At 73.3% G+C, this 21,255-nt stretch carries 19 protein-coding genes, 3 tRNA genes and 2 pseudogenes; 9 read left to right on the forward strand and 15 right to left on the reverse strand.

The genetic code is table 11. The annotated features are described in order from the left end of the window. Positions 1-12 precede the first annotated feature (12 nt). Entirely contained in the window at positions 13-606 is a 594-nt protein-coding gene (locus B5D80_RS23305) for a TetR/AcrR family transcriptional regulator (protein WP_088646060.1), read from the forward strand. Between the two features lie 40 nt (positions 607-646). Continuing rightward, entirely contained in the window at positions 647-1,516 is an 870-nt protein-coding gene (locus B5D80_RS23310) for an alpha/beta fold hydrolase (RefSeq protein ID WP_088646061.1), read from the forward strand. A gap of 155 nt (positions 1,517-1,671) precedes the next feature. On the opposite strand, the gene B5D80_RS23315 is transcribed toward B5D80_RS23310, so the two are convergent. From B5D80_RS23315 to B5D80_RS23325, 3 genes are all read right to left on the reverse strand, one after another. Then, positions 1,672-2,649: a trypsin-like serine peptidase gene (locus B5D80_RS23315; RefSeq protein WP_245854919.1), complete on the reverse strand. Its 978-nt coding sequence runs from the start codon at positions 2,647-2,649 to the stop codon at positions 1,672-1,674. Positions 2,650-2,944: 295 nt separating this feature from the next. Further along, entirely contained in the window at positions 2,945-4,039 is a 1,095-nt protein-coding gene (locus tag B5D80_RS23320; protein ID WP_088646063.1) for a D-alanine--D-alanine ligase family protein, read from the reverse strand. Positions 4,040-4,189: 150 nt separating this feature from the next. After that, entirely contained in the window at positions 4,190-4,420 is a 231-nt protein-coding gene (locus B5D80_RS23325) for a hypothetical protein (protein ID WP_088646064.1), read from the reverse strand. A 253-nt stretch (positions 4,421-4,673) separates the two neighbouring features. Between B5D80_RS23325 and B5D80_RS23330 the strand changes: the two genes are divergently transcribed. Both B5D80_RS23330 and B5D80_RS23335 read left to right on the forward strand, forming a co-directional pair. Next, a complete protein-coding gene (locus B5D80_RS23330) occupies positions 4,674-5,519 on the forward strand; it encodes a helix-turn-helix domain-containing protein (RefSeq protein WP_088646065.1) in 846 nt (281 codons plus the stop codon). Positions 5,520-5,526: 7 nt separating this feature from the next. Next, positions 5,527-5,727, forward strand: coding sequence for a DUF397 domain-containing protein (locus B5D80_RS23335; protein ID WP_088646066.1), 201 nt, complete (start codon positions 5,527-5,529; stop codon positions 5,725-5,727). A gap of 28 nt (positions 5,728-5,755) precedes the next feature. Here the strand turns inward: B5D80_RS23335 and B5D80_RS23340 are convergent, their stop codons facing one another. The 5 genes from B5D80_RS23340 to B5D80_RS23360 form a co-directional block, all read right to left on the reverse strand. Then, complete coding sequence (locus B5D80_RS23340; RefSeq protein ID WP_088646067.1) at positions 5,756-6,826, reverse strand: ROK family protein; 1,071 nt, start codon at positions 6,824-6,826, stop codon at positions 5,756-5,758. Between the two features lie 177 nt (positions 6,827-7,003). After that, positions 7,004-7,795 (reverse strand): putative protein N(5)-glutamine methyltransferase, encoded by a 792-nt coding sequence (locus B5D80_RS23345; protein ID WP_088646068.1) that lies wholly within the window; start codon positions 7,793-7,795, stop codon positions 7,004-7,006. A 157-nt stretch (positions 7,796-7,952) separates the two neighbouring features. Then, complete coding sequence (locus B5D80_RS23350) at positions 7,953-9,116, reverse strand: cystathionine gamma-lyase (RefSeq protein WP_088646069.1); 1,164 nt, start codon at positions 9,114-9,116, stop codon at positions 7,953-7,955. Beyond that, a complete protein-coding gene (locus B5D80_RS23355) occupies positions 9,113-10,120 on the reverse strand; it encodes an NAD(P)H-dependent glycerol-3-phosphate dehydrogenase (RefSeq protein WP_088646070.1) in 1,008 nt (335 codons plus the stop codon). The genes B5D80_RS23350 and B5D80_RS23355 overlap by 4 nt, the downstream gene beginning before the upstream one ends. A gap of 40 nt (positions 10,121-10,160) precedes the next feature. Then, positions 10,161-10,886, reverse strand: a complete 726-nt coding sequence (locus B5D80_RS23360; protein ID WP_088646071.1) for a lysophospholipid acyltransferase family protein — start codon at positions 10,884-10,886, stop codon at positions 10,161-10,163. Between the two features lie 128 nt (positions 10,887-11,014). Here B5D80_RS23360 and cofC point away from each other — a divergent pair. The 3 genes and pseudogenes from cofC to B5D80_RS23375 all read left to right on the forward strand — a co-directional run. Beyond that, positions 11,015-11,668, forward strand: a pseudogene (cofC, locus tag B5D80_RS34500) (2-phospho-L-lactate guanylyltransferase); the annotation flags it as partial. Positions 11,669-11,962: 294 nt separating this feature from the next. After that, positions 11,963-14,281 (forward strand): RNA degradosome polyphosphate kinase, encoded by a 2,319-nt coding sequence (locus tag B5D80_RS23370; protein WP_088646073.1) that lies wholly within the window; start codon positions 11,963-11,965, stop codon positions 14,279-14,281. Positions 14,282-14,341: 60 nt separating this feature from the next. After that, positions 14,342-15,226, forward strand: coding sequence for an NUDIX hydrolase (locus B5D80_RS23375; protein ID WP_088646074.1), 885 nt, complete (start codon positions 14,342-14,344; stop codon positions 15,224-15,226). A gap of 55 nt (positions 15,227-15,281) precedes the next feature. Here the strand turns inward: B5D80_RS23375 and B5D80_RS23380 are convergent, their stop codons facing one another. From B5D80_RS23380 to leuC, 3 genes are all read right to left on the reverse strand, one after another. Next, positions 15,282-16,010 carry an HU family DNA-binding protein gene (locus B5D80_RS23380; RefSeq protein ID WP_169733095.1) on the reverse strand — a complete coding sequence of 243 codons (729 nt, stop codon included), beginning with the start codon at positions 16,008-16,010 and terminating at the stop codon, positions 15,282-15,284. A gap of 194 nt (positions 16,011-16,204) precedes the next feature. Then, the gene (gene leuD / locus B5D80_RS23385) at positions 16,205-16,792 is read right to left on the reverse strand and encodes a 3-isopropylmalate dehydratase small subunit (protein ID WP_088646076.1); all 588 of its coding nucleotides are present in this window, start codon (positions 16,790-16,792) and stop codon (positions 16,205-16,207) included. 15 nt (positions 16,793-16,807) lie between these two features. Beyond that, entirely contained in the window at positions 16,808-18,250 is a 1,443-nt protein-coding gene (gene leuC / locus B5D80_RS23390) for a 3-isopropylmalate dehydratase large subunit (RefSeq protein WP_088646077.1), read from the reverse strand. 49 nt (positions 18,251-18,299) lie between these two features. Here leuC and B5D80_RS23395 point away from each other — a divergent pair, with 49 nt between their 5' ends. Beyond that, complete coding sequence (locus B5D80_RS23395) at positions 18,300-18,986, forward strand: IclR family transcriptional regulator (RefSeq protein ID WP_088646078.1); 687 nt, start codon at positions 18,300-18,302, stop codon at positions 18,984-18,986. 217 nt (positions 18,987-19,203) lie between these two features. Here the strand turns inward: B5D80_RS23395 and B5D80_RS23400 are convergent. From B5D80_RS23400 to B5D80_RS23415, 4 genes are all read right to left on the reverse strand, one after another. Then, positions 19,204-19,279: transfer RNA gene (locus B5D80_RS23400), tRNA-Glu, on the reverse strand. A 348-nt stretch (positions 19,280-19,627) separates the two neighbouring features. Beyond that, positions 19,628-19,700, reverse strand: a tRNA-Glu gene (locus B5D80_RS23405). 139 nt (positions 19,701-19,839) lie between these two features. After that, positions 19,840-19,911, reverse strand: a tRNA-Gln gene (locus tag B5D80_RS23410). A 107-nt stretch (positions 19,912-20,018) separates the two neighbouring features. Continuing rightward, on the reverse strand, positions 20,019-20,822 hold the full coding sequence (locus B5D80_RS23415; RefSeq protein WP_088646079.1) for a fumarylacetoacetate hydrolase family protein: 804 nt from the start codon (positions 20,820-20,822) through the stop codon (positions 20,019-20,021). A gap of 195 nt (positions 20,823-21,017) precedes the next feature. On the opposite strand from B5D80_RS23415, the pseudogene B5D80_RS33950 reads away from it, so the two are divergent. After that, a pseudogene (locus B5D80_RS33950) lies at positions 21,018-21,255 on the forward strand (hypothetical protein); the annotation flags it as partial.

The raw sequence follows: 21,255 nt of genomic DNA on the forward strand, positions 1-21,255 counted from the left end.
TTTCGGGCTACGATGACCCCCGTGCCCGCGTACCACCACGGAAACCTGCGGTCGACGCTGCTCGCCGCCGCCGAGCGCAGCCTGCGCCAGCACGGCGCGGGCCAGCTCTCGCTGCGCGAACTGGCCCGGGACGCGGGCGTCAGCCACGCCGCGCCACGCCGGCACTTCGCCGACCGGCAGGCGCTGCTGGACGCCCTCGCCGAGGCCGGGTTCGCCCGGCTGCACGCCGAGCTACGCGCCGCGCTCGCCGCCGCGGGTGCGGACTTCGCGCCGCGCCTGCACGCCATGGCCGCCGCCTACCTGCGGTTCGCCACCGAGGACGCCGCCCTGCTGGAGCTGATGTTCACCGGCAAACACCGGGAGGGGGCCGAGCACCTCGTCGCGGCCGCCGCCGGACCGTTCGGGCTGATGCACGACCTGATCGCCCAGGGGCAGGCCCAGGGAGTGCTGGAACCCGGCCCCCCGGACCGTGCCGGCATCGTGCTGTTCGCCACCTTGCAGGGCATCGCCACGCTGGTCAACGGCAACCTGGTCGCACCCGACCTGCTCGACGGGATCACCCGGACGGCGGTCGACCAGTTCATCCGGGGGTCACGCCGTCCCTGACCGCCGGACGGTGTCGGGGGCCGGTCGTAGGCTCAGCGCCATGACGAGGACGCACACGCTCACCCTGCCGGGAGTGGAACTGGTCTACGACGTCCGCGGCCCGCTCCCCCCGGCCGACGGGCGTCCCGCCCTGGTCATGATCGGCCAGCCGATGACGGCCGAGGGCTTCGACGCGCTCGCCGCCCAGTTCGCCGACCGCACGGTGGTCACCTACGACCCGCGCGGCCTGGGCCGCAGCGTCCGCACCGACGGCCGGTCCGAGCACACGCCCCAGCAGCAGGCCGACGACCTGCACCACCTGATCGGGGCGCTCGACGCCGGTCCGGTCGACATGTTCGCCAGCAGCGGCGGCGCGGTGACCGCGCTCGCCCTGGTCGCGGCCCACCCCGACGACGTCGTCACGCTGGTGGCGCACGAGCCGCCCGTCAACGCCGTGCTGCCCGACGCCGCTGCCGCCGAGCGCGCGCGGGCCGCCTTCCACGAGGCGTACCAGGCGAGGGGCGCCGGGGCGGGAATGGCCGCGTTCATCACGATGACGTCGTGGCAGGGCGAGTTCACCGACGCCTACTTCGCCCAGCCCGAGCCCGACCCGGCGACGTTCGGCCTGCCGACCGACGACGACGGCAGCCGGGACGATCCGCTGCTGTCGAAGAACTCGTGGCCGGTCACCGACTACCGCCCCGACGCGGCGGCGCTCACCGCCGCACCGACCCGGATCGTCATCGCGGTCGGCGAGGAGTCGACCGGGACGTACACCGCCCGGACGGCCGTCGGTACCGCCCACCTGCTCGGCCAGGAGGCGACGGTGTTCCCGAGCCACCACGGCGGCTTCCTCGGCGGTCACGCCGGCTACGCCGGCAGGCCCCGGGAGTTCGCCGCGAAGCTCCGCGAGGTGCTGGCCACCCCCTGACCGACGCCCTCCGTTGGGCCGCCCCACCATCAGGCCGGAACAGCGGTTTCGGGGCCACGGAATACCGCTGTATCGACCCGACAGGCGCATTCCCGACCTCCGGAAAAGACCGGAGCCCCGGCCGACGGCCGGGGCTCCGGTGCGGGGAGGGTGATTTACGCGGGTGAGCCGGCTTCGGCGTAGTCGTACAGGCTCTTGATGTCGTCGTCGTAGTAGGGTCCGTCGAATTGCCCGTTACCCGGATTGTCGCCGTGGCTGACGGTGCTGTTGATGTAGCCGGCACCGATCGAGTCGTTGTATTCCTGCAACCAGGGGCCACCGCTGGAACCGTAGGTCATGTTGCAGTACATCCGGATCTGCTGGCCACCGGCGTCCCAGGTCGTGCTCTGGCAGTACTGCTGGCTCTCACCGCCGCCGAGGTTGGACGGGTAGCCCAGGGCGGTGACCGCCACGGAGTAGCCCCAGTTCCAGCGCAGCCCGTTACCGCCGACGGTGTCGACGACCTTGGCGTTGTACGTGCCGCCGTTGGACATCACCGCGATGCCCATGTCCTCGGCGTAGCTCGACGAGCTGGCCCACGCGCCCCGGGTGGAGAGGCTGTAGGCCACGAAGGTGCCGAACGGCCGCACGCCGTTGCGGTACCTGGGGACGAACTGCCAGTTGGAGTACCACCCGCCGCCGGCGCCCTGGTGTACGCAGTGGCCGGCGGTCACCACCAGCCGCCGCTTGGTGCTGGCGACGGTGCTGGCCGAGCAGGAGGCGGTGCCGCCGCCGGGGACGGTGAAGTAGACCTTGCCCACGGTCACCGCCTCGTTCAGCATCGTCCGGGGGCCACCGGCGATGCTCGGGGCCACCGGTGCGACCGTGCCGGCCGGACCGGTGGGCCGCGGCGCGCGGCTCGACGACGTGGTGGCCCGCGCCGACTTCGGGAAGTCCAGGTCCACTGCGGACGCCATGCGTTCCGGGGTCCAGAAGTCGGCGACCTCCTTGGCGATCTTCTCATTGGTGATCGCCCGCCCGTCGAGGGTGCGGGCGATCGCCGTGATGTTCCCTTTCCCGTCGACCGTGGTCGAATTCGCCTCGGCTGCCGGCGCACCGGCCAGGATGAGGGTGAATGCCGCACCGGCACTCACCGACCAACGCAGAGCGGATTTCAAGAGGACCTCCTATGCCCCTTGCAGCTATCCGAACTCCGGCAGCATATTGAGGTCCAACTATTGATCACAATGACGGGCAATTGTTGTCAGGAATTCGTGCCGCACCACCGGGGACGCCATAACCGACGCCGATTTTGTCAGCCCTGGGATATGCGACAGGCCGCGTCGAACTCCGGTCGGGGCGATCCCCGGACGACCCGGGACACGCCTGTCGACGCCCCCGGACGGGGGCGTCGACGACGAGATGCACCGGCGGCGACCGGCGCGGCGGTCAGTGCCGGTGCAGCGCCGTGCGGATCAGCCGGTTGACCAGCTTGGGATACTCCAGGCCGCTGGCCGCCCACATCCGGGGGAACATCGACGTCGGGGTGAACCCGGGCATCGTGTTGATCTCGTTGAGGTAGACGTCCAGGTCGGGGGTGACGAAGAAGTCGACCCGGGCCAGGCCGGAGCAGTCCAGCGCGGTGAAGGCGCGGGTGGCGTACTCCTGGACCTGGTGGGTGACCCGGTCGGGCAGGGCGGCGGGGACGTCGTACTCGCAGACCTCGTCGGCGAAGAGGTACTTGGCCTCGAAGTCGTACCACTCGCGGTCGCCGACCATCCGGACCTCGGCCAGCACGGACGCCTCGGGCGCGCCGCCGGCCTCGCCCTCCAGCACGCCGCACTCGATCTCCCGGCCGACGACCGCGGCCTCGACGAGCACCTTGGTGTCGATCTCCCGGGCGACGGCGACCGCGTCGTCGAGCCGCGCCCAGTCGTCGACCCGGGTGATGCCGAACGACGAGCCGGCCCGGGACGGCTTGACGAAGACCGGCAGGCCCAGCCGCTGCTTGTCGGCCTCGCTGAGGGTCATCCCGTTGCGCAGCACCGCGTACGGGCCGACCGGGATACCCTCGGCGGCGCAGAGCTTCTTGGTGAACTCCTTGTCCATCGCGGCGGCGGAGGCGAAGACGTTCGCGCCGACGTACGGGATGTCGGCCATCTCCAGCATGCCCTGGATGGTGCCGTCCTCGCCGTACGCGCCGTGCAGCACCGGGAAGACCACGTCCACGTCGGCGAGCGCGCGGGGGCCCTCGGCCGGGTCGAGCACCAGCAGGCCACCGGCGGTGGGGTCGGCGCGGAGCACCACCTCCGCCCCGGCACCGGCGGTGACCTCCGGGAGCCTGCGCGCCCGGATCGCCAGTTCGCCCGGGTCCCCGCTGGTCAGCACCCACTGGCCCTGCCGGGTGATGCCGACCGGCACCACGTCGTACTCGTCGGGGTCGAGCGCGCCGAGCACGCTGCCCGCGCTGACGCAGGAGATGCCGTGCTCGGGGCTGCGTCCGCCGAACACGATCGCCACGCGGGTCTTGCCTGGGGTGGTCACTCGGGTCACCTCTCGGTACGCGACTGCGGAGCCGTCAGTTGCGCTCACCCGACTGACCTTACTGTGGGTTGCGGCGGGCCGATGGTGATACCCGGCAGGAAGCGAGCGACCCTCGCAAACGGTCATCCGACCCGATACGTTACGTGACGATCAGGGCCGGTGGGGGCGGTTGCCGCGCCCCCGTCCGACCGCGATCACCTTCACCCGCTGCCGCCCGGCCCGGACCATGCCCAGGGCCATGAACGCCCCGGCTATCCGGTCGGCGGCCTCCCGGCTGCTGGCGCCTACCACCTGCCGCCGGCGCTCGGGCCGGGCCCGCTCGTCGCGGGTGGGCGTCTCCACCGGCCGGACGTCGCTGAGCACCACCAGGAACCGCGTCATCGCCGTCACCAGACCCCTCACTGTTGGAAGTCCTTTCTCGACGCATGCGGCGGCGGCACGTGGCGATCGGGAACGGGGGAGTAAACCCGATCGCCACGCGCCTCATCCCCTCCGGTCACTCACCATCGCCGTCGCCACGACAACCGCTGGTGAGGACTCCGTTACAGGTTGACAGGTGCACAGGCGTGAATGCAACTCTCATCGCACCTTCTCTCATGCACGTCTTCCCATCGACCTGTGTCACCATCTACGTATGGCACCGAAGACCGCCCGGGCTCGCCGCCTGGGCATCGCCCTGCGCGCCCACCGGGAAGCGGCAGGCCTCACCCTGGAGGCCGCCGCCGACGAGATCAACAGCACCCGCAGCACGCTCAGCCGCTACGAGAACGCGCAGACGCTGGTCAGCCCGGCCACCGTCCGCGCGCTGCTCAGCCTCTACGGGGTCAGGCCCGACGAGATCGCCGCCGCGGTCCAGCTGGCCAAGGACACCCGCAAGCCCGGCTGGTGGGTGCCCTACTCACACCTGCTCGACAAACGCACCATCGACTTCATCGCGCTGGAGGCCGAGGCCACCGCGATCGCCAACTTCGAACCGTCCATCGTGCCGGGTCTGCTCCAGACCGCCGACTACATCCGGGGCGTGATGCGGGGCGGGCCGCACACCCTCACCGACGAGCAGGTCGAGCAGCGGGTCAAGCTCCGGCTGGACCGGCAACAGCGGATCACCGCCGCCGAACCGCCGATCTTCGACGCGATCATCGACGAGGGCGCGCTGCTGCGCCCGGTGGGCGACCGGACGGTGATGCAGGCGCAGCTCAGCCACCTGCTCAAGACCTCGGAACTGCCGAACGTCACAGTCCAGGTGATCCCGCTCGCCGCCGGCTACCACCGGGGCACCCGGGGCTCGCTGCACATCCTGGAGTTCGCCGACCCGGAGGACCCGCTGATCGCCTCGGTGGAGACGGTCGCCGGTCAGATGGTCCTGGACCGGCCGGGTGACCTGCGTACCTGCACCAAGATCATGGAACACCTGCGGACCGTCGCGCTCAGCCCGGCCGACAGCCGCGACCAACTCGTGCAACTGATGAAGGGACGGTAGGAGACCGATGACACCGACGATCGGCGGGGCCCTGTCCGGGGCCGCCTGGCGCAAGAGCAGCCACAGCGGGGACGAGGGGGCCTGCGTCGAGCTGGCGTCGCTGCCGGGCCGGGTCGCGGTCCGCGACTCCAAGGACCCGGGCGGCCCGGTGCTGATCTTCCCGCCCGCCGCCTGGTCCGCCTTCGCCACCGCCCCGCCGCGCCGCTGACCACCCCGGCCCCGCCTCCGCCCCGTCGTCAGGGGTGCGGGGGCGGGGCCGGGTCAGTCGACCGGGGCGGGGTCGCGGCGGGGCGGACCGCCTCGGCGGCGGCGATGGCCACCCCCCGCGCGCCGGCCATGTCCCGGTCCGGCACCAGCGCGAAGGTGGCCAGCGCGGCCTGCTCCTGGCGCAGCACGGTGTGCGCGCGGACGGTGTCGACGAACCAGTCCCGGAACTCCGGTGCCGCCTCCACCACCCCACCGCCGACGAAGTACGCGTGCGGATCGGTGAAGTTGGCCGCGATGGTGAACAGCCGGCCGAGCGCCGCCGCCTGCTGGGCGAAGACCTCCCGGGCCAGCGCGTCGCCCCGCTCGGCGTACCCGCGCAGCAGGGTGGCGGCCCGCTCGGGCGGCTCCTGCGCCAGCGGGTGCCCCGGATACCGGGACAGCCAGTACGGCAGCAGGTTGCGCCGGATCGCGGTCAGCGAGGCGACGCTCTCCGCGTCACCGGCGAAACCGCAGGCGCAGCGCGGTTCGGGCTGGTCGGGGGCGAGCAGCCCGGCCAGCGGGATGTGCACGTGACCGAACTCGCCGGCCATCCCGGCCGCGCCGGTGACCACCCGGCCGTCGACCACCACCGCGCCGCCGAGCCCGGTGCCCACGATCGCCGCCACCGACGACCGGGTCGCCGCGTCCGCTCCGAAGTGGACGTGGTGGGCGTAGAGCGCCGCGGCGTTGCCGTCGTTGTGGTAGATCACCGGCAGCCGGAGCCGCCGCTCCAACGCCCCGCGCACGTCGAAGCCGTGCCAGGCGGGCTGGGCGAAGTTCGTCGAGCCCCGCGACGAGATGACCCCTGTCGCGCTGGCCGGGCCGGGGGTGTCCAACCCGACCGCCCGGACCAGCCCCCGGGGCACCCCGGCGTGGGCCAGCACCCCGTCGAACGCGCCGGCCAGCGCCTCGATGGCCGCCTGCGGGCCGGCGGTCACCTCGCTGGGGGTCTCCACCAACCCGTCGACCAGGAACCGGCCGTCCAGGCGGAGCACCGTGGCGTTGTTGCTGGTGCCACCGTTGTCGAGGCCGACCACCACCGGCACGTCCACGCTGACCATCCGCCACCTCCGACCGGGCCTGCTGCGAGGTTAGTTCCCGTTCCCACCGCCCGTCACGCCCCACGTGCGGCAATCCCGCCGACCGCCCGGCCGGGGACGACCGGCCCCGCACCAGGACGACCGGCCCCTCGCCGACGGCACGGGACCGGCGCGGCAGCACGGGGCCGGCGCGGCGGCTCACTCCGGTCGGCGGGCCAGGACTCCCGTCGCGTCCCACCGGTCGGCGTGCAGCACCCTCGGCAGCAGCCCCAGACCGGTCATCGCGGCACACAGCGCCTCGGCCTGCCCGGCGCTGACCTCCACCACCAGGTGCCCGCCGGGCCGCAGCCAGTCCACCGCACCCGCGGCGACCCGGCGCAGCACCGCCAGCCCGTCGACACCCCCGTCCAGCGCCACCGACGCCTCGTGCAGCCGGGCCTCCGCCGGCAGCAGCGCCACCGCCGGGGTCGGCACGTACGGGGCATTGGCGACCACCACGTCCAACCGGCCCCGCCAGTCGGGCGGCAGCGGGTCGTACAGGTCGCCCTGCACGACGGTGACGTCCCGGCCGGCCAGGTTGCGGCGGGCGCAGGCGACGGCGACCGGGTCCACGTCGACGGCGGCTAGCCAGCGTGGGGCGAGCCGGTCGACCAGCGCGACGCTGATCGCCCCCGAACCGCAGCAGAGGTCGACCAGCGCCGGGGCCGGGCCGGCGACCGACGCGGCGGCCTCCACCAGCAGCGCGGTCCGGGCCCGGGGGACGAACACCCCCGGGTCGACGGCGACCCGACGGCCGCAGAACTCGGCCCATCCGAGCAGGTGTTCCAACGGTTCGCCGGCGATCCGCCGGTCGGTGAGGTCGGCGAGCGCCTGCGGCGAGTCGGCGGCGGCGGTGAGCAGTGCGGCCTCGTCCTCGGCGTAGACGCAGCCGGCGGCGCGCAGCCGGGCGACGAGGGCGGCGGGGTCGTGGGGGAACGGATCGGATGCCATGGTGATGCCTTTCGGGAGCGCACGTCGGCGCTCCCACCGTCGCTACCGCGGCGACGGGACTCCGTTGCCGCAGCGACGGGACTCGACGGGGAGCGCCGGTCCTGACGTCTGGTGGATCGGACTCACCTCCTCCGGTCGGGGCCCGTGCGGGCCGGCATCACGATAGCGGACCGGCCGCCCCCGCGCTGTCCAGTGCGGCGGTCACGTCGGCGACCAGGTCGGCGGTGTCCTCCACCCCGCAGGAGAGCCGGACGAACCCGGGAGCGGTGTCGTCGCCCCACTGCGCCCGCCGGTCGGCGCTGGTGTGCAGGCCGCCGAACGAGGTCGCGGCGGCGACCAGCCGGGACGCGGCGACGAACCGGGCCACCCGGTCGGCGTCGCCGAGGTCGAACGAGAGCACCCCGGGCATCCGGCGCAGCTGCCGCGACGCCACCGGGTACGCCGGGTCGTCCGGGCGGCCCGGCCAGCGCAGCCCGGTCACCTCGGGCCGACCGGCGAGCAGGTCGGCCAGGGCCGCCGCGTTGGCGGACTGCCGGGCCAGCCGCAGGTCCAGGGTGGCCAGCGAGCGGTGGGCCAGCCAGGCGTCGAACGCGCCGGGCACCGCGCCGGTGGTGGTCCGCCACCCGGTCACCGTCTCCAGCAGCTCCGCCGACCGGGACGCCACGTAGCCGAGCAGGAGATCGGAGTGGCCGGTCAACGCCTTGGTGCCGGAGGCGACCACCAGGTCCGCGCCGAGGTCCAACGGGCGCTGCCCCAGCGGGGTGGCGGTGGTGTTGTCCACCGCCACCAGCGCGCCGGCCGCGTGCGCCGCGTCGGCCACGGCGGCGATGTCGGCCACGTCCAGGCCCGGGTTCGCCGGGGTCTCCAGCAGCACCAGCCGTACGCCGTCCCACGACGGGTACGGCCCGGCGGTGGGCACGAACCCGACCCGCACCCCCAGCGCGGCGAGGGTGGCGGTGGCGAACGCCCGGACCGGGAAGTAGCCGTCGGCGGGCAGCAGCACGGTGTCACCGGGGCGCAGCACGGCCAGCAGCAGGCCGGTGATGGCGGCCTGCCCGGAGGCGAACACCAGGCAGTCGCCGCCCTCCAGCTCGCCGATGGCCGCCTCCAGCAGCCGCCGGGTCGGATTGTCCGGACGGCCGTAGCCGTTCGGTGTCGTGGCCGGCCCCTGCCACGGGTCGAGGTGGTACGGCGCGGCGAAGACCGGGCCGGGCAGGAACGGCTGCCCCGGCTCCGGCTCGGGCAGCCCGGCGTGCACGCACCGGGTGCCGTCGTGCCAGTGCGTCGCCGGGTCGCCGGGCCCGGTCGGCGGGCCGCTCACTCGTACGACTCCGGCTTGGCGGTCCGGCTCATCAGGGCGTCCACCGCGAGCCTCGGGTCCATCCCCTCGTGGCAGATCCGCTCGATCTGCTCGGTGATCGGCATCTCCACCCCGTGCGCGCGGGCCAGGTCCCGGATGGCCAGGCAGCTCTTGACCCCCTCGGCGGTCTGCCGGGTGGCCGCCTGCGCCTGCTCCAGCGTCTCCCCCCGGCCCAGGTGCTCGCCGAAGGTGCGGTTGCGGGCCAGCGGCGACGAGCAGGAGGCCACCAGGTCACCCATGCCGGCCAGGCCGGCGAAGGTGATCGGGTCGGCGCCGAGCGCCACCCCCAGCCGGGCCGTCTCGGCCAGCCCCCGGGTCATCAGCATGGCCCGGGTGTTGTCGCCGAAGCCCATCGCGGTGGCGATCCCGTACGACAGGGCGATCACGTTCTTGACCGCCCCGCCCAGCTCGCAGCCGATCACGTCGTCGTTGGTGTACGGCCGGAAGTACGGGGTCCGGATCGACTGCTGCACCAGTTCGGCGCGGCGGGCGTCGGTGCCGGCGACCACCGTCGCGGCCGGCTGTTCGACGGCGATCTCGGGGGCCAGGTTGGGGCCGGAGACCACCACCACCCGGTCCGGGGTGACCCGGGCGGTCTCCACGATCACCTCGCTCATCCGCCGGGTGGTGCCCAGCTCGATCCCCTTCATCAGGGAGACCAGGGTGGCGTCCGGGGCGAGGTGGCCGGCCCACTCGGCGAGGTTGCCGCGCAGCGTCTGCGACGGCACCGACAGCACCACCAGCTCCGCGCCGGAGATCGCCTTGGCCGCGTCGCCGGTCGCGGTGACCCGGTCGGGCAGCCGCAGCTCCGGCAGGTAGTCGGGGTTGCGCCGGTGGGTGCGGATCGCCTCGGCGACCTTCTCCCGCCGGGCGAGGATGGTCACCTCCCGACCGGCGTCGGCGAGGATCTTGGCGAACGCCGTACCCCAGGAACCGGCCCCCAGCACCGCCACGTGCCCGCTCACGCCACCCCTGCCCCTGCGTCGCGCCGGTCGATCCACTCGCTCATTCGGTCCCCTCGGGAGTACGCGGACGGACGGGACGTTCCCACAGCGGCGGCGGTGTGCCACCCCGCACCCCGGCGAGCAGGTCCCGCAGGGTCAGCATGATCTGGTCGGTCATCTCCTCCAGCACCACCCGGCTGGGGGTGGCCCCCGCCCACCGGTCGAGGTCGACCGGCGGGCCGGCCAGCACCGTCACCGGGGTCCGGGGCCGCAGGCCCACCCGGCCGGTACGCGGGTCGAAGAGACGTTCCGGCCCCCACATCACCACCGGGACCACCGGTGCGCCGGTGGCCAGGGCCAGCCGGGCCGCCCCGGTCTTGCCCTTCATCGGCCACAGCTCCGGCTCCTGGGTGATGGTGCCCTCCGGATAGATCACCACCGCGCCGCCGGCGTCCAGCGCGGCGACCAGCCGGTCCAGCGACTTGACCGCGGTGGCGGTCTCCCGCTCCACCGGGATCTGCCGGCAGCGGTGCAGGATGTAGCCGACCACCGGCACCCGGAACACGCTGGCCTTGCCGAGGAACTGCGGCCACCGGCCCGCGTCGTAGATGAAGTGGGCGCAGACCAGCGGGTCGGCGTGCGAGATGTGGTTGGGCACGATGATGATGCCCCCGGGGCGGCGCAGCTGCTCGACCCCGTGCCAGGTGCGCCGGGTCCAGGCCAGCATCACGGGCTTGACCAGCGCCACGGCGAACCGTCGCCAGAAACCCAGCCTGCGCCGTGCCACCGTGCCTCCTTGTCACCCCACCCGCGTGCCGCACCCCCACCGTTGCGTGCCCGCAGCGGAAATCATGCCTGCTCGTCCCGGGTACGGCCAGTGCGGGTACCACCGCCGCCGCTGGCAGGATTGTCGACGTGGGCCAGGCGAGGTGGGTGGCGGTGGTGCCGGTGAAGCGGCTCCGCGCGGCGAAGAGCCGGTTGCGGGGGGCGCTGCCGGCCGTACCGCACGAGGAGCTGGCGCTGGCGCTGGTGGCCGACACGGTCGGCGCGGTGCTGGCCTGCCCGGCGGTGGCCGAGGTGCTGGTGGTCACCGCCGACCCGCGGGTGGCGGCGACGGTCGGCGCGGCGGGCGCGCGGGTGGTGCCGGACCGCCCGGACGCCGGGTTGAACGCCGCCCTGCGGCACGGCGTGCAGGTGGCGGCCGACGACGGCCGGAGCTGGCTGGCCGCCCTCACCGCCGACCTGCCGGCGCTGCGCCCGGTCGAGCTGGCCGCCGCGCTGCACGCGGTCGGCACCGGCCCGACGGGGGTACGCCGGTTCGTGGCCGACGCCCCCGGTACCGGCACCGTGCTGCTCACCACACCCCCCGGGGTGCCGCTTGCGCCCCGGTTCGGGGCCGGCTCGGCGGCGGCGCACCTGGCCTCGGGGGCGGTGCCGCTGCCCGGCGACTGGCCGAGCCTGCGCCGCGACGTGGACACCGCCGCCGACCTGGCCGACGCGGCCCGGCTCGGTCTCGGCCCGGCGACCGGCGCGCTGACCGGCGTCGTCCCGGCGGCCCCCGGCCGGACCGGCCGACGGCCCGGCACCGACCGGCCGGTGTACGGTGCTGGCATGCAGGGCACCGTGGCGACCTTCGACGCGCAGAGCCGCACCGGCGTGCTGCTGCTCGACGACGGCACCGAGCTGCCCTTCCCGGCCCGCGCCTTCGACGCCTCCGGGCTGCGGCTGCTCCGCCTCGGCCAACGGTTGACGGTGCACACCGATCCGGACGGCGGGGTCGTCCGGGTGACGTTGCCGACGATGGTCTGAACAACGCGGCCCAAGTTCATTTTGCGTTAACCGTAATCGGGTGATTATGAGCGGGTGAGCACCCCTCGCGAGCACCCCACCAGCCCGTCCGCCGCCGCCGACCCGACCCGCAACGGCACCCGCCGTCGCAGCGGTTCCCGCACCCGCCGCGCCCCGGAGGAGGTCTCCGCCACGGCCCCCGACTCCCCCGGCGCCAGCGCCGCCGGGGCCTCCGCCGGCCTGGACGAGGTGCTCGACGCCGACGACCGCCCCGCCGACGGCCCGGCCACCGGTGGCGGGTCGACGGGCGACGGGCCGCCCGCCGTCGCGCCGCTGCCGGCCGACCGGTTCCTCAACCGGGAGTTGTCCTGGCTCGACTTCAACGGCCGGGTGCTGGCCCTGGCCGAGGACCCGCGCACGCCGCTGCTGGAACGGGCCAAGTTCCTGGCCATCTTCGCCAGCAACCTCGACGAGTTCTACATGGTGCGGGTGGCCGGGCTCAAGCGCCGGCTCTCCGCCGGCCTGCCGGTACGCGGCGGGGACCGGCTGCCGCTGCGCACCCAGCTGGAGCGGATCACCGAGTGCGCCGCCGGGCTGGTCGCCCGGCAGGCCGCCTGCTTCGTCGACGACCTGCTGCCGCAGCTCGCCCGGGAGGACATCCGGATCACCCGCTGGGCGGAGCTGGACGACCCGGAGCGGGAGCGGCTGCGCACCTACTTCCGGGAACACATCTTCCCGGTGCTCACCCCGCTCGCCGTGGACCCGGCGCACCCGTTCCCGTACATCTCCGGGCGGTCGCTGAACCTGGCGGTGGCGGTCCGAGACCCCGACGGCGGGTCGGAGCTGTTCGCCCGGGTGAAGGTGCCCAACAACGTGCCCCGCTTCGTCCGGGTCGGCCGGGACCAGCCGGGGCTGCGGATGCTGCCCGTGGAGGACCTCATCTCGGTGCACCTGGGGCAGCTCTTCTCCGGTATGCAGGTGGTCGAGTGCCACCTGTTCCGGGTCACCCGCAACGCCGAGGTGGAGGTCGACGAGGACCGCGACGAGGACCTGCTCCAGGCCCTCGAACGGGAGCTGGCCCGGCGGCGGTTCGGCCCGCCGGTCCGGCTGGAGGTCGCCGCCTCCATCTCCGACCACATGCTGGAGCTGCTCGTCCGCGAGCTGGACATGGACGACCACGACGTGCTGCGGGTGCCGGGCCTGCTGGACCTGTCGGCGCTGTGGCAGCTCTACGGCGAGGCGGACCGCCCCGACCTGAAGGACAAGCCGTTCGTGCCGGCCACCCACCCCCGGCTGGCCGAGGGCGAGGTGCCGCGCAGCGTCTTCGCCACCCTGCGCGACGGCGACGTGCTGGTGCACCACCCGTACCACTCGTTCGCCACCAGCGTGCAGCGGTTCGTCGAGCAGGCCGCCGCCGACCCGAACGTGCTGGCCATCAAGCAGACCCTCTACCGCACCAGCGGGGACTCCCCGATCGTCGACGCGCTGGTCGACGCCGCCGCCGCCGGCAAGCAGGTGGTGGTGCTGGTGGAGCTGAAGGCCCGCTTCGACGAGGTGGCGAACATCGGCTGGGCGCGCACCCTGGAACGGGCCGGCTGCCACGTCGTGTACGGCCTGGTCGGGCTCAAGACGCACTGCAAGACCGCCCTGGTGGTACGCCAGGAGGGCAACCAGATCCGCCGGTACTGCCACATCGGCACCGGCAACTACCACCCCAAGACCGCCCGGCTGTACGAGGACTTCGGCGTGCTCACCGCCGACCCGGAGATCGGCGCGGACCTGACCGACCTGTTCAACGTGCTCACCGGCTACAGCCGGCAGACCGCGTACCGGCGGCTGCTGGTGGCCCCGCAGGGCATCCGCAGCGGGCTGGTGGAGCGGATCGAGCGGGAGATCGCGCACGTCCGGCTGGGCATGCCGGGGCTGGTGCAGTTCAAGGTGAACTCGCTGGTCGACGAGGAGATCACCGACGCGCTCTACCGGGCGTCGCAGGCCGGGGTGCACGTGGACCTGCTGATCCGGGGGATGTGCACGCTGCGGCCGGGGGTGCCGGGGCTGTCGGAGAACATCCGGGTCCGCTCGATCCTCGGCCGGTTCCTGGAACACTCGCGGATCTTCCGGTTCGGCAACAACGGCGACGCCGAGTTCTGGATGGGGTCGGCCGACCTGATGCACCGCAACCTCGACCGCCGGGTGGAGGCGCTGGTGCAGGTCAGCGACCCGGTCGCCCGCGCCGAGCTGGACCAGGTGATGACCACGGCGATGAGCCCGGACGTGGACGCGTTCGAGCTGGCCGCCGACGGTAGCTGGAGCCGGCGGACCGGCACCCCGGAAGAGCCGCTGCACGACCTGCAGGAACTGCTGCTGCGCCGGGTGGGCAGTTCCGCCGGCTGAGCGCGGGCCGGCCGGGTGAGCGCCCGGTACGGAGGCTTCCACGGACGTAGGGTGACCAGAATGGTGGACGAGGAGCCGGTCGGCATCCGGGCGGCCGGTGGGGTGGCGTGGCGGTCGACCGACGACGGCGGGGTCGAGGTCTGTCTCGTGCACCGGCCCCGCTACGGCGACTGGTCGCTGCCCAAGGGCAAGCTGGAACGGGGCGAGCATCCGCTGCTGGCCGCCGTCCGGGAGGTGGCCGAGGAGTCCGACGTGCGGGCGGTGCCGCAGGTCCGGCTGCCCAGCGTGCGGTACCGCAGCGAGGGCCGGCCGAAGCTGGTCGACTACTGGTCGATGCGGGCCGTGGGCACCGGCGGGTTCCAGCCGGGCACCGAGGTCGACGACGTGTGCTGGCTCGACGTCGACGCGGCGGTCGAACGGGTGAGCTACCCGCACGACGCACAGGTGCTGGCCGCGTTCGCCGCCCTGCCCCGGGTCACCGGCACCGTGGCGCTGGTGCGGCACGCGCACGCCGGCAGGCGGGCCACCTGGTCGGGGCCGGACACCGGCCGCCCGTTGGACGCCGAGGGGGTCGCCCAGGCGCGCGCGTTGGCCCCGCTGGTCGCCCTGGTCCGGCCGGTACGGCTGCTGTCGGCCTCGCCCCGTCGGTGCGTACAGACCCTGGGGCCGGCGGCCGCCGCGCTGGACCTGCCGATCGAGGTGTGCGGTGACTTCGACGAGCCGCAGCCGGGCCAGCAGGTCGACGAGTGCGCGCTGGCCGCCGCCGGCCGGCTGGTCGAGCTGGCCGCCGCCGGGCAGCCGGTCGGGGTGTGCAGCCAGGGCAAGGTGATCCCGGGCGCGTTGGCCCGGCTGGCGGGGCGTGACGACGACTTCGGCACCGCCAAGGGCGGCGGCTGGCTGCTCGCGTTCACCGCCGACGGGCTGCTGGCCGCCGACCGGTTCTGAACACGCGGACGGGCGTCCACCGTGCCGGTGGACGCCCGTCGGGTCGTACCCGCTGTCAGCGCTTGGCTGCGGCCTTGCGGGCCGGCGCCTTCTTGGCCGGCGCCTTCTTCGCGGCGGTCGCCTTGGCGGCCGTGCTCTTGGCCGCGGTGGCCTTCTTGGCCGCCGGGGTGCGGGCGGTGGTCGACTTGGTCGCCGTGGCGGTCTTCTTGGCCGGTGTGGCCTTCTTGGTGGCCGCCTTGGTCGCGGCGGTGGCCTTGGTGGCGCTCGCCGTGGTGGTCTTGCGGGCTGCGGTCGCCGTCGTCTTCTTGGCGGCGGTCGCCTTCGCCCCGGTGGCCTTCGTGCCCGTCGCCTTGGCGGCGGTCGCCTTGGTGCCGGTGGCCTTGGTGCCGGTCGCCTTCGCGCCCGTGGCCTTGGTGCCGGTCGCCTTGGCGGCGGTGGCCTTCGTGCCGGTGGCCTTGGCGGCCGCCGTGCTGGTGGTCTTCTTCGCCGGAGCGGCGGTCTTCGGCACCTTGCCGGTGGCCACCATCTCCTTGAAACCGGCGCCCGGCTTGAAGGCCGGAACGGATGTCTTCTTGACCTTCACCGCCTCACCGGTACGCGGGTTGCGCGCTGTTCGCGCCGCCCGGACACGCTTTTCGAACGATCCGAATCCGGTGATCGCCACTTTGTCGCCCTTGGTGACCGCCGCCTGGACCTCGGCGAGGACCGCGTCGAGCGCCGCCGTCGCCGACTTCCGGTCCCCCAGGCGAGCGGCGAGCGCCTCGATGAGCTCGGCCTTGTTCACGACTTCCTCCCGATTGTGCAACTGACTCGACGCGAGCCATTCTGCGCGCACCGTATGCCCTGTGCTGCCTGGACACAAACATTCGGTGGAAAAAAGCCCTTGTGTCGTAACGGATTCGCCCCCACCGGATGAACCGGTGGGGGCGAAAACCGCGCGCTGGTCGGATGAAATGCGTGCCGTGATCGGACGTACGGCTAGCGCACGGCGGGCGCGAACGAGGGCCTACCCGCCTCGTACGCCTCGATGTCGGCGAGGTGCCGCAGGGTGAGTCCAATGTCGTCCAGGCCCTCCATCAGCCGCCAGCGGCTGTGGTCGTCGAGCGGGAACGGCCAGGTGGACTCCCCGAGGCGGACCTCACGGGTGGTCAGGTCGACGGTGACCGGGGTGGTCGGGTCGGCCTCCACCCGGTCCCAGATCTGCTCGACCACGGCCAGTTCCAGCTCGACCGGAAGCAGGCCCTCCTTGAGCGCGTTGCCCCGGAAGATGTCCCCGAACCGGGGCGAGATGACCGCCTGGAAACCCCAGTCGCGCAGCGCCCAGACGGCGTGCTCCCGGGACGACCCGGTGCCGAACTCCGGCCCGGCCACCAGGATCGACGCCCCGGCCCGGACGGGGTCGTTGAGCACGAACCCCGGGTCCTCCCGCCAGGCGTTGAACAGCCCGTCGGCGAAGCCGGTACGGGTCACCCGCTTGAGGTACACGGCCGGGATGATCTGATCCGTGTCCACATTGGAACGGCGCAGCGGCACGGCGGTGCCGGTGTGGGTGGTGAACTTGTCCATCTCTCGGCTGCCCTTCTACAGATCGGCCGGGGCGGCGAGCCGGCCGGTCACGGCGGTGGCGGCGGCGACCGGCGGGGACACCAGGTGGGTACGCCCGCCCCGGCCCTGCCGGCCCTCGAAGTTGCGGTTGGAGGTCGAGGCCGAACGCTCGCCCGGCTTGAGCGTGTCCGGGTTCATGCCCAGGCACATCGAGCAGCCGGCGAACCGCCACTCCGCTCCGGCGTCGGCGAAGACCTTGTCCAGGCCCTCCGCCTCGGCGGCCTCCCGCACGGCGGCGGAGCCGGGCACCACCAGCATCCGTACCCCGTCGGCGACCCGGTGGCCGCGCAGCACGTCGGCGGCGGCCCGCAGGTCCTCCAGCCGGCCGTTGGTGCAGGAACCGACGAACACCACGTCGACGGCGAGGTCGCGCAGCGGGGTGCCCGGGGTGAGGTCCATGTACTCCAGGGCCCGGCGCGCGGCGGTCCGCTCGGCGTCGGTGGTGAACTCCTCCGGGTCCGGCACGGCCGCGCCGAGCGGGGCGCCCTGGCCGGGGTTGGTGCCCCAGGTGACGAACGGGGTGATCCGGGAGGCGTCCAGGGTCACCTCGGCGTCGAAGGTCGCGCCGTCGTCGGTGGGCAGCGTCCGCCAGTAGGCCAGCGCCGCGTCCCAGTCGGCCCCGGCCGGCGCGTGCGGCCGGCCCTTGAGGTACGCGAAGGTGGTCTCGTCCGGCGCGATCAGGCCCGCCTTGGCGCCCCACTCGATGGACATGTTCGCCACCGTCATCCGGCCCTCCATCGACAGCGCCCGGATGGCCTCGCCCCGGTACTCCACGATGTGGCCGCGTCCGCCGCCCGTGCCCACCTGGGCGATCAGCGCGAGGACCAGGTCCTTGGCGGTGACGCCGGGGCCGAGCTGGCCGGTGACGTTGACCGCCATGGTCTTCGGGCGGGCCTGCGGCAGGGTCTGGGTGGCCAGGACGTGTTCGACCTCACTGGTGCCGATGCCGAAGGCCAGCGCCCCGAACGCGCCGTGGGTGGCGGTGTGCGAATCGCCACAGACGATCGTCATGCCTGGCTGGGTGACGCCCAACTGGGGGCCGATCACGTGCACGATGCCCTGGTTCTCGTCGCCCAGGGGGTGCAGCCGCAGGCCGAACTCGGCACAGTTGCGGCGCAACGTCTCGATCTGGGTACGCGAGGTCGGGTCCGCGATCGTCAGCAGGTCGCCCCGGCGCAGCCGGAACGCGGGATCGTCGTACCCGGTCGGGGTGTTGTGGTCCTCGGTCGCGAGCGTGAGGTCGGGACGACGGACCCCTCGACCGGCCAGGCGCAGCCCGTCGAACGCCTGCGGGCTGGTCACCTCGTGCAGCAGGTGCAGGTCGATGTAGAGCAGGTCCGGCTCACCCTCGGCGGTCCGTACGACGTGCGCGTCCCAGACCTTCTCGGCCAGGGTCCTCGGTTGAGTGACTCCCACCATCTGGACATCCTAAATTCTGGGAGGTAAATTTCGGCTTGTGGGACACAGTATGAGCGGTGTCGGCGTCCTCGACAAGGCGGTGGTCATCCTGGCCGCCTGTGTCGACGGCGCCAGCCTGGCCGAACTCGTTGAACGCACCAAGCTGCCCCGAGCCACCGCACACCGGCTGGCCCAGGCCCTGGAGATCCACCGGATGCTGGTCCGGGACACCCAGGGGCGATGGCGTCCCGGGCCCCGGCTCGGCGAGCTGGCCAACGCCGCCCCGGACGTCCTGCTGACCGCCGCCGAGCCGTTGCTCGCCGCGCTGCGCGACGCCACCGGGGAGAGCGCCCAGCTCTACCTGCGCCGGGCCGACGAACGGGTCTGCGTGGCCGCCGCCGAGCGGGCCAGCGGCCTGCGGGACACCGTGCCGGTCGGCTCGGTGCTACCCATGACGGCCGGCTCCGCGGCGCAGATCCTGCTCGCCTGGGAGCCGCCCGAGGCGGTCATGCCGCTGCTGCCCCGGTCCAAGTTCACCGGCCGCACCCTCGCCGAGGTACGCCGCCGGGGCTGGGCGCAGAGCGTCGCCGAACGGGAGGCCGGTGTGGCGAGCGTCTCCGCGCCGATCCGGGACCGCACCGGCCGGGTGATCGCCTCGATCAGCATCTCCGGCCCGATCGAACGCCTCGGCCGCCGCCCCGGCGAACGACACGCCATGGCCGTCGTCCGCGCCGGCCAACGCCTCTCCGGCCTCTGACCCCCACCCCACCCTCATCGGATCCCGCCCCCCTCTCCACCCCACCCGCCCCGGTGATCAAGAAGTTTGCGTCATGTTCAGAGATCAAAGTGACGCGAACTTCTTGATCACGTGACGCAAACCTCTTGATCACCGGGGCGAGCGCGCGGGGCGGGAGGGATGAGGGAAGGGGAAACGATGATCGGCCCGCCTCGCGGGGCGAGACGGGCCGATCGTGTGGTAGCCCCGACCGGATTCGAACCGGCGCTACCGCCTTGAGAGGGCGGCGTCCTGGGCCACTAGACGACGGGGCCAGGCACTTTTTTCTGCTTCACCACCCCGTGGGGCGGTGCGGCGTTAGTCTAACGGCACCGGCACCCGGCCCCAAAGACGGGGGTCGGCACCCCGGCGCGAGCCGGTGCCCGGGTGGTGAAGTCGGGGTGTCCGGGCGGCCGGGACGGCGCATCATCGCCACCCGCACCGGACCAGCCACGCTCACCGGACCAGGCCACCCGCACCGGACCCAGCCACCCGCAGTGGGCCAACCACCTACGCGGGGCCGGCCACCCGCACGGTGCCCGCCGGGCCCAGCCGCCGCACACGGAGGCACCGGGATGCGAAGAAGCCCGCCCCAACGAACGTGGGACGGGCTGTCAGCGTTGTAGCCCCGACCGGATTCGAACCGGCGCTACCGCCTTGAGAGGGCGGCGTCCTGGGCCACTAGACGACGGGGCCAGAACATAGCTCGTGCTTCCCTGCCCTGCCGGGCGGGGAAGCTGCACTCTATCAGAGATCAACTTCGCCCCGGCGACGGGACGGAGCCGATCTCCGTCAGAATCCAGCGTCCACGGATTCGGGTGAACCCGCGGTTGCGCTGGGGTACCAGGACTCGAACCTAGACTAACTGAACCAGAATCAGTTGGGCTGCCAATTACCCCATACCCCATTGGCCCCTTGTGGCGCCGGGAAGGAACTTTACCCTCCCCGCGCCAACAGGCCAAATCCAATCCCCCAAACCGCCTGTGAGCTGCGGAAACAGGGGTGTCGTACGGCTCAGGCGACAGGCACCACCGAGTTGGTGAGCTCGCCGATCCCCTCGATCCGTACGGTGACCGTATCCCCGTCCGTGAGCGGACTAACCCCGGCCGGGGTGCCGGTCAGCACCACGTCGCCGGGCAGCAGCGTCATCACGTGCGAGATGTACGACACCAGCGCCGGCACGTCGAACACCATGTCCTTGGTCCGGCCGAGCTGACGTACCTCCATCTCGTCCGGGTTGCGCCCCACCTCGCACCGCACCTCCAGGTCGGAGACGTCGAGACCGGTGGTGATCCAGGGACCGATGGGGCAGAACGAGTCGAACCCCTTGGCCCGGGTCCACTGCGAGTCGGACCGCTGGAGGTCCCGCGCGGTGACGTCGTTGGCGCAGGTGTAGCCGAAGACGGCCTTCGCGGCGGTGGCCCGGTCGGCCCGGCGGGCACCCGGCGCGCCGATCACCACGGCCAGCTCGGCCTCGTGCTCCACCTGCCTGGAGAAGATCGGCAGCCGGATCGCGTCCCGGGGGCCGATCACCGAGGTGGACGGCTTGAGGAAGAGCAACGGCTCCTTCGGCACCTCGTTGCCGTGCTCGGCGGCGTGCTCGGCGTAGTTACGCCCCACACAGACCACCTTGCTGGGCAGGATCGGCGACAGCAGCCGCACGTCGGAGAGCGCCCACCGGGCACCCGAGAACTGGATCTGCCCGAACGGGTGGCCCTCGATCTCGGCGACGGTCAGGCCCTGCGGCCCGGCCTCCGGCTCGCCCTCGACGACCCCGAACGACATTCCCTTGGCATGAGCGAAACGAGCGATACGCACCCGGCCAATCTATCCCCACGCCCGGTGTCGCCCGCCGACCACCGGGGCGTCGGCGCAGCGTAGGCCATCCGTCGGCGCGGCGGGCGGGGTTCGGCGCTTCGTACCCGCCCGGAGGGTGCGCGCTCCTAACGTCGGCTCCGGAGGTTCGTTGGTATGCCTGCATCGAGACGACACCACAGGGCCCTCGCGGTTTTCGTGAACTGCCTGGGCATCCTCGCCGCCGTACCGGCGCTGCCCGGTACCGGCCCCGCGCCCCACGCCACCCCGGCGGTGACCGCCGCGGCGGCGGAACCCGCCAGCACGGCCGGACCGGGTCGGGCACCGGGGACGACGGGCCACGCCGGCCCGGCGGGACCGGGCCGGGCACCGACGGGGCCGGTCACCCGGGCCCGGCCGGCGGCCACCGCCCGCCCCGCCGTACCGGCCCACCTCG

The sequence above is a fragment of the Micromonospora wenchangensis genome (genome assembly GCF_002210435.1).
Taxonomy (GTDB): Bacteria; Actinomycetota; Actinomycetes; order Mycobacteriales; family Micromonosporaceae; genus Micromonospora; species Micromonospora wenchangensis.

Bases quoted from the DNA above. Each gene is read 5' to 3' on its own strand.
- B5D80_RS23330 (WP_088646065.1), top strand. From the start codon at position 4,674: ATGGCACCGAAGACCGCCCGGGCTCGCCGCCTGGGCATCGCCCTGCGC.
- B5D80_RS23325 (WP_088646064.1), bottom strand. From the start codon at position 4,420: ATGACGCGGTTCCTGGTGGTGCTCAGCGACGTCCGGCCGGTGGAGACG.
- leuD (WP_088646076.1), bottom strand. From the start codon at position 16,792: ATGGACAAGTTCACCACCCACACCGGCACCGCCGTGCCGCTGCGCCGT.
- B5D80_RS23335 (WP_088646066.1), top strand. From the start codon at position 5,527: ATGACACCGACGATCGGCGGGGCCCTGTCCGGGGCCGCCTGGCGCAAG.
- B5D80_RS23395 (WP_088646078.1), top strand. From the start codon at position 18,300: ATGAGCGGTGTCGGCGTCCTCGACAAGGCGGTGGTCATCCTGGCCGCC.
- B5D80_RS23345 (WP_088646068.1), bottom strand. From the start codon at position 7,795: ATGGCATCCGATCCGTTCCCCCACGACCCCGCCGCCCTCGTCGCCCGG.
- B5D80_RS23340 (WP_088646067.1), bottom strand. From the start codon at position 6,826: ATGGTCAGCGTGGACGTGCCGGTGGTGGTCGGCCTCGACAACGGTGGC.
- B5D80_RS23305 (WP_088646060.1), top strand. From the start codon at position 13: ATGACCCCCGTGCCCGCGTACCACCACGGAAACCTGCGGTCGACGCTG.
- B5D80_RS23310 (WP_088646061.1), top strand. From the start codon at position 647: ATGACGAGGACGCACACGCTCACCCTGCCGGGAGTGGAACTGGTCTAC.
- B5D80_RS23375 (WP_088646074.1), top strand. From the start codon at position 14,342: ATGGTGGACGAGGAGCCGGTCGGCATCCGGGCGGCCGGTGGGGTGGCG.
- leuC (WP_088646077.1), bottom strand. From the start codon at position 18,250: ATGGTGGGAGTCACTCAACCGAGGACCCTGGCCGAGAAGGTCTGGGAC.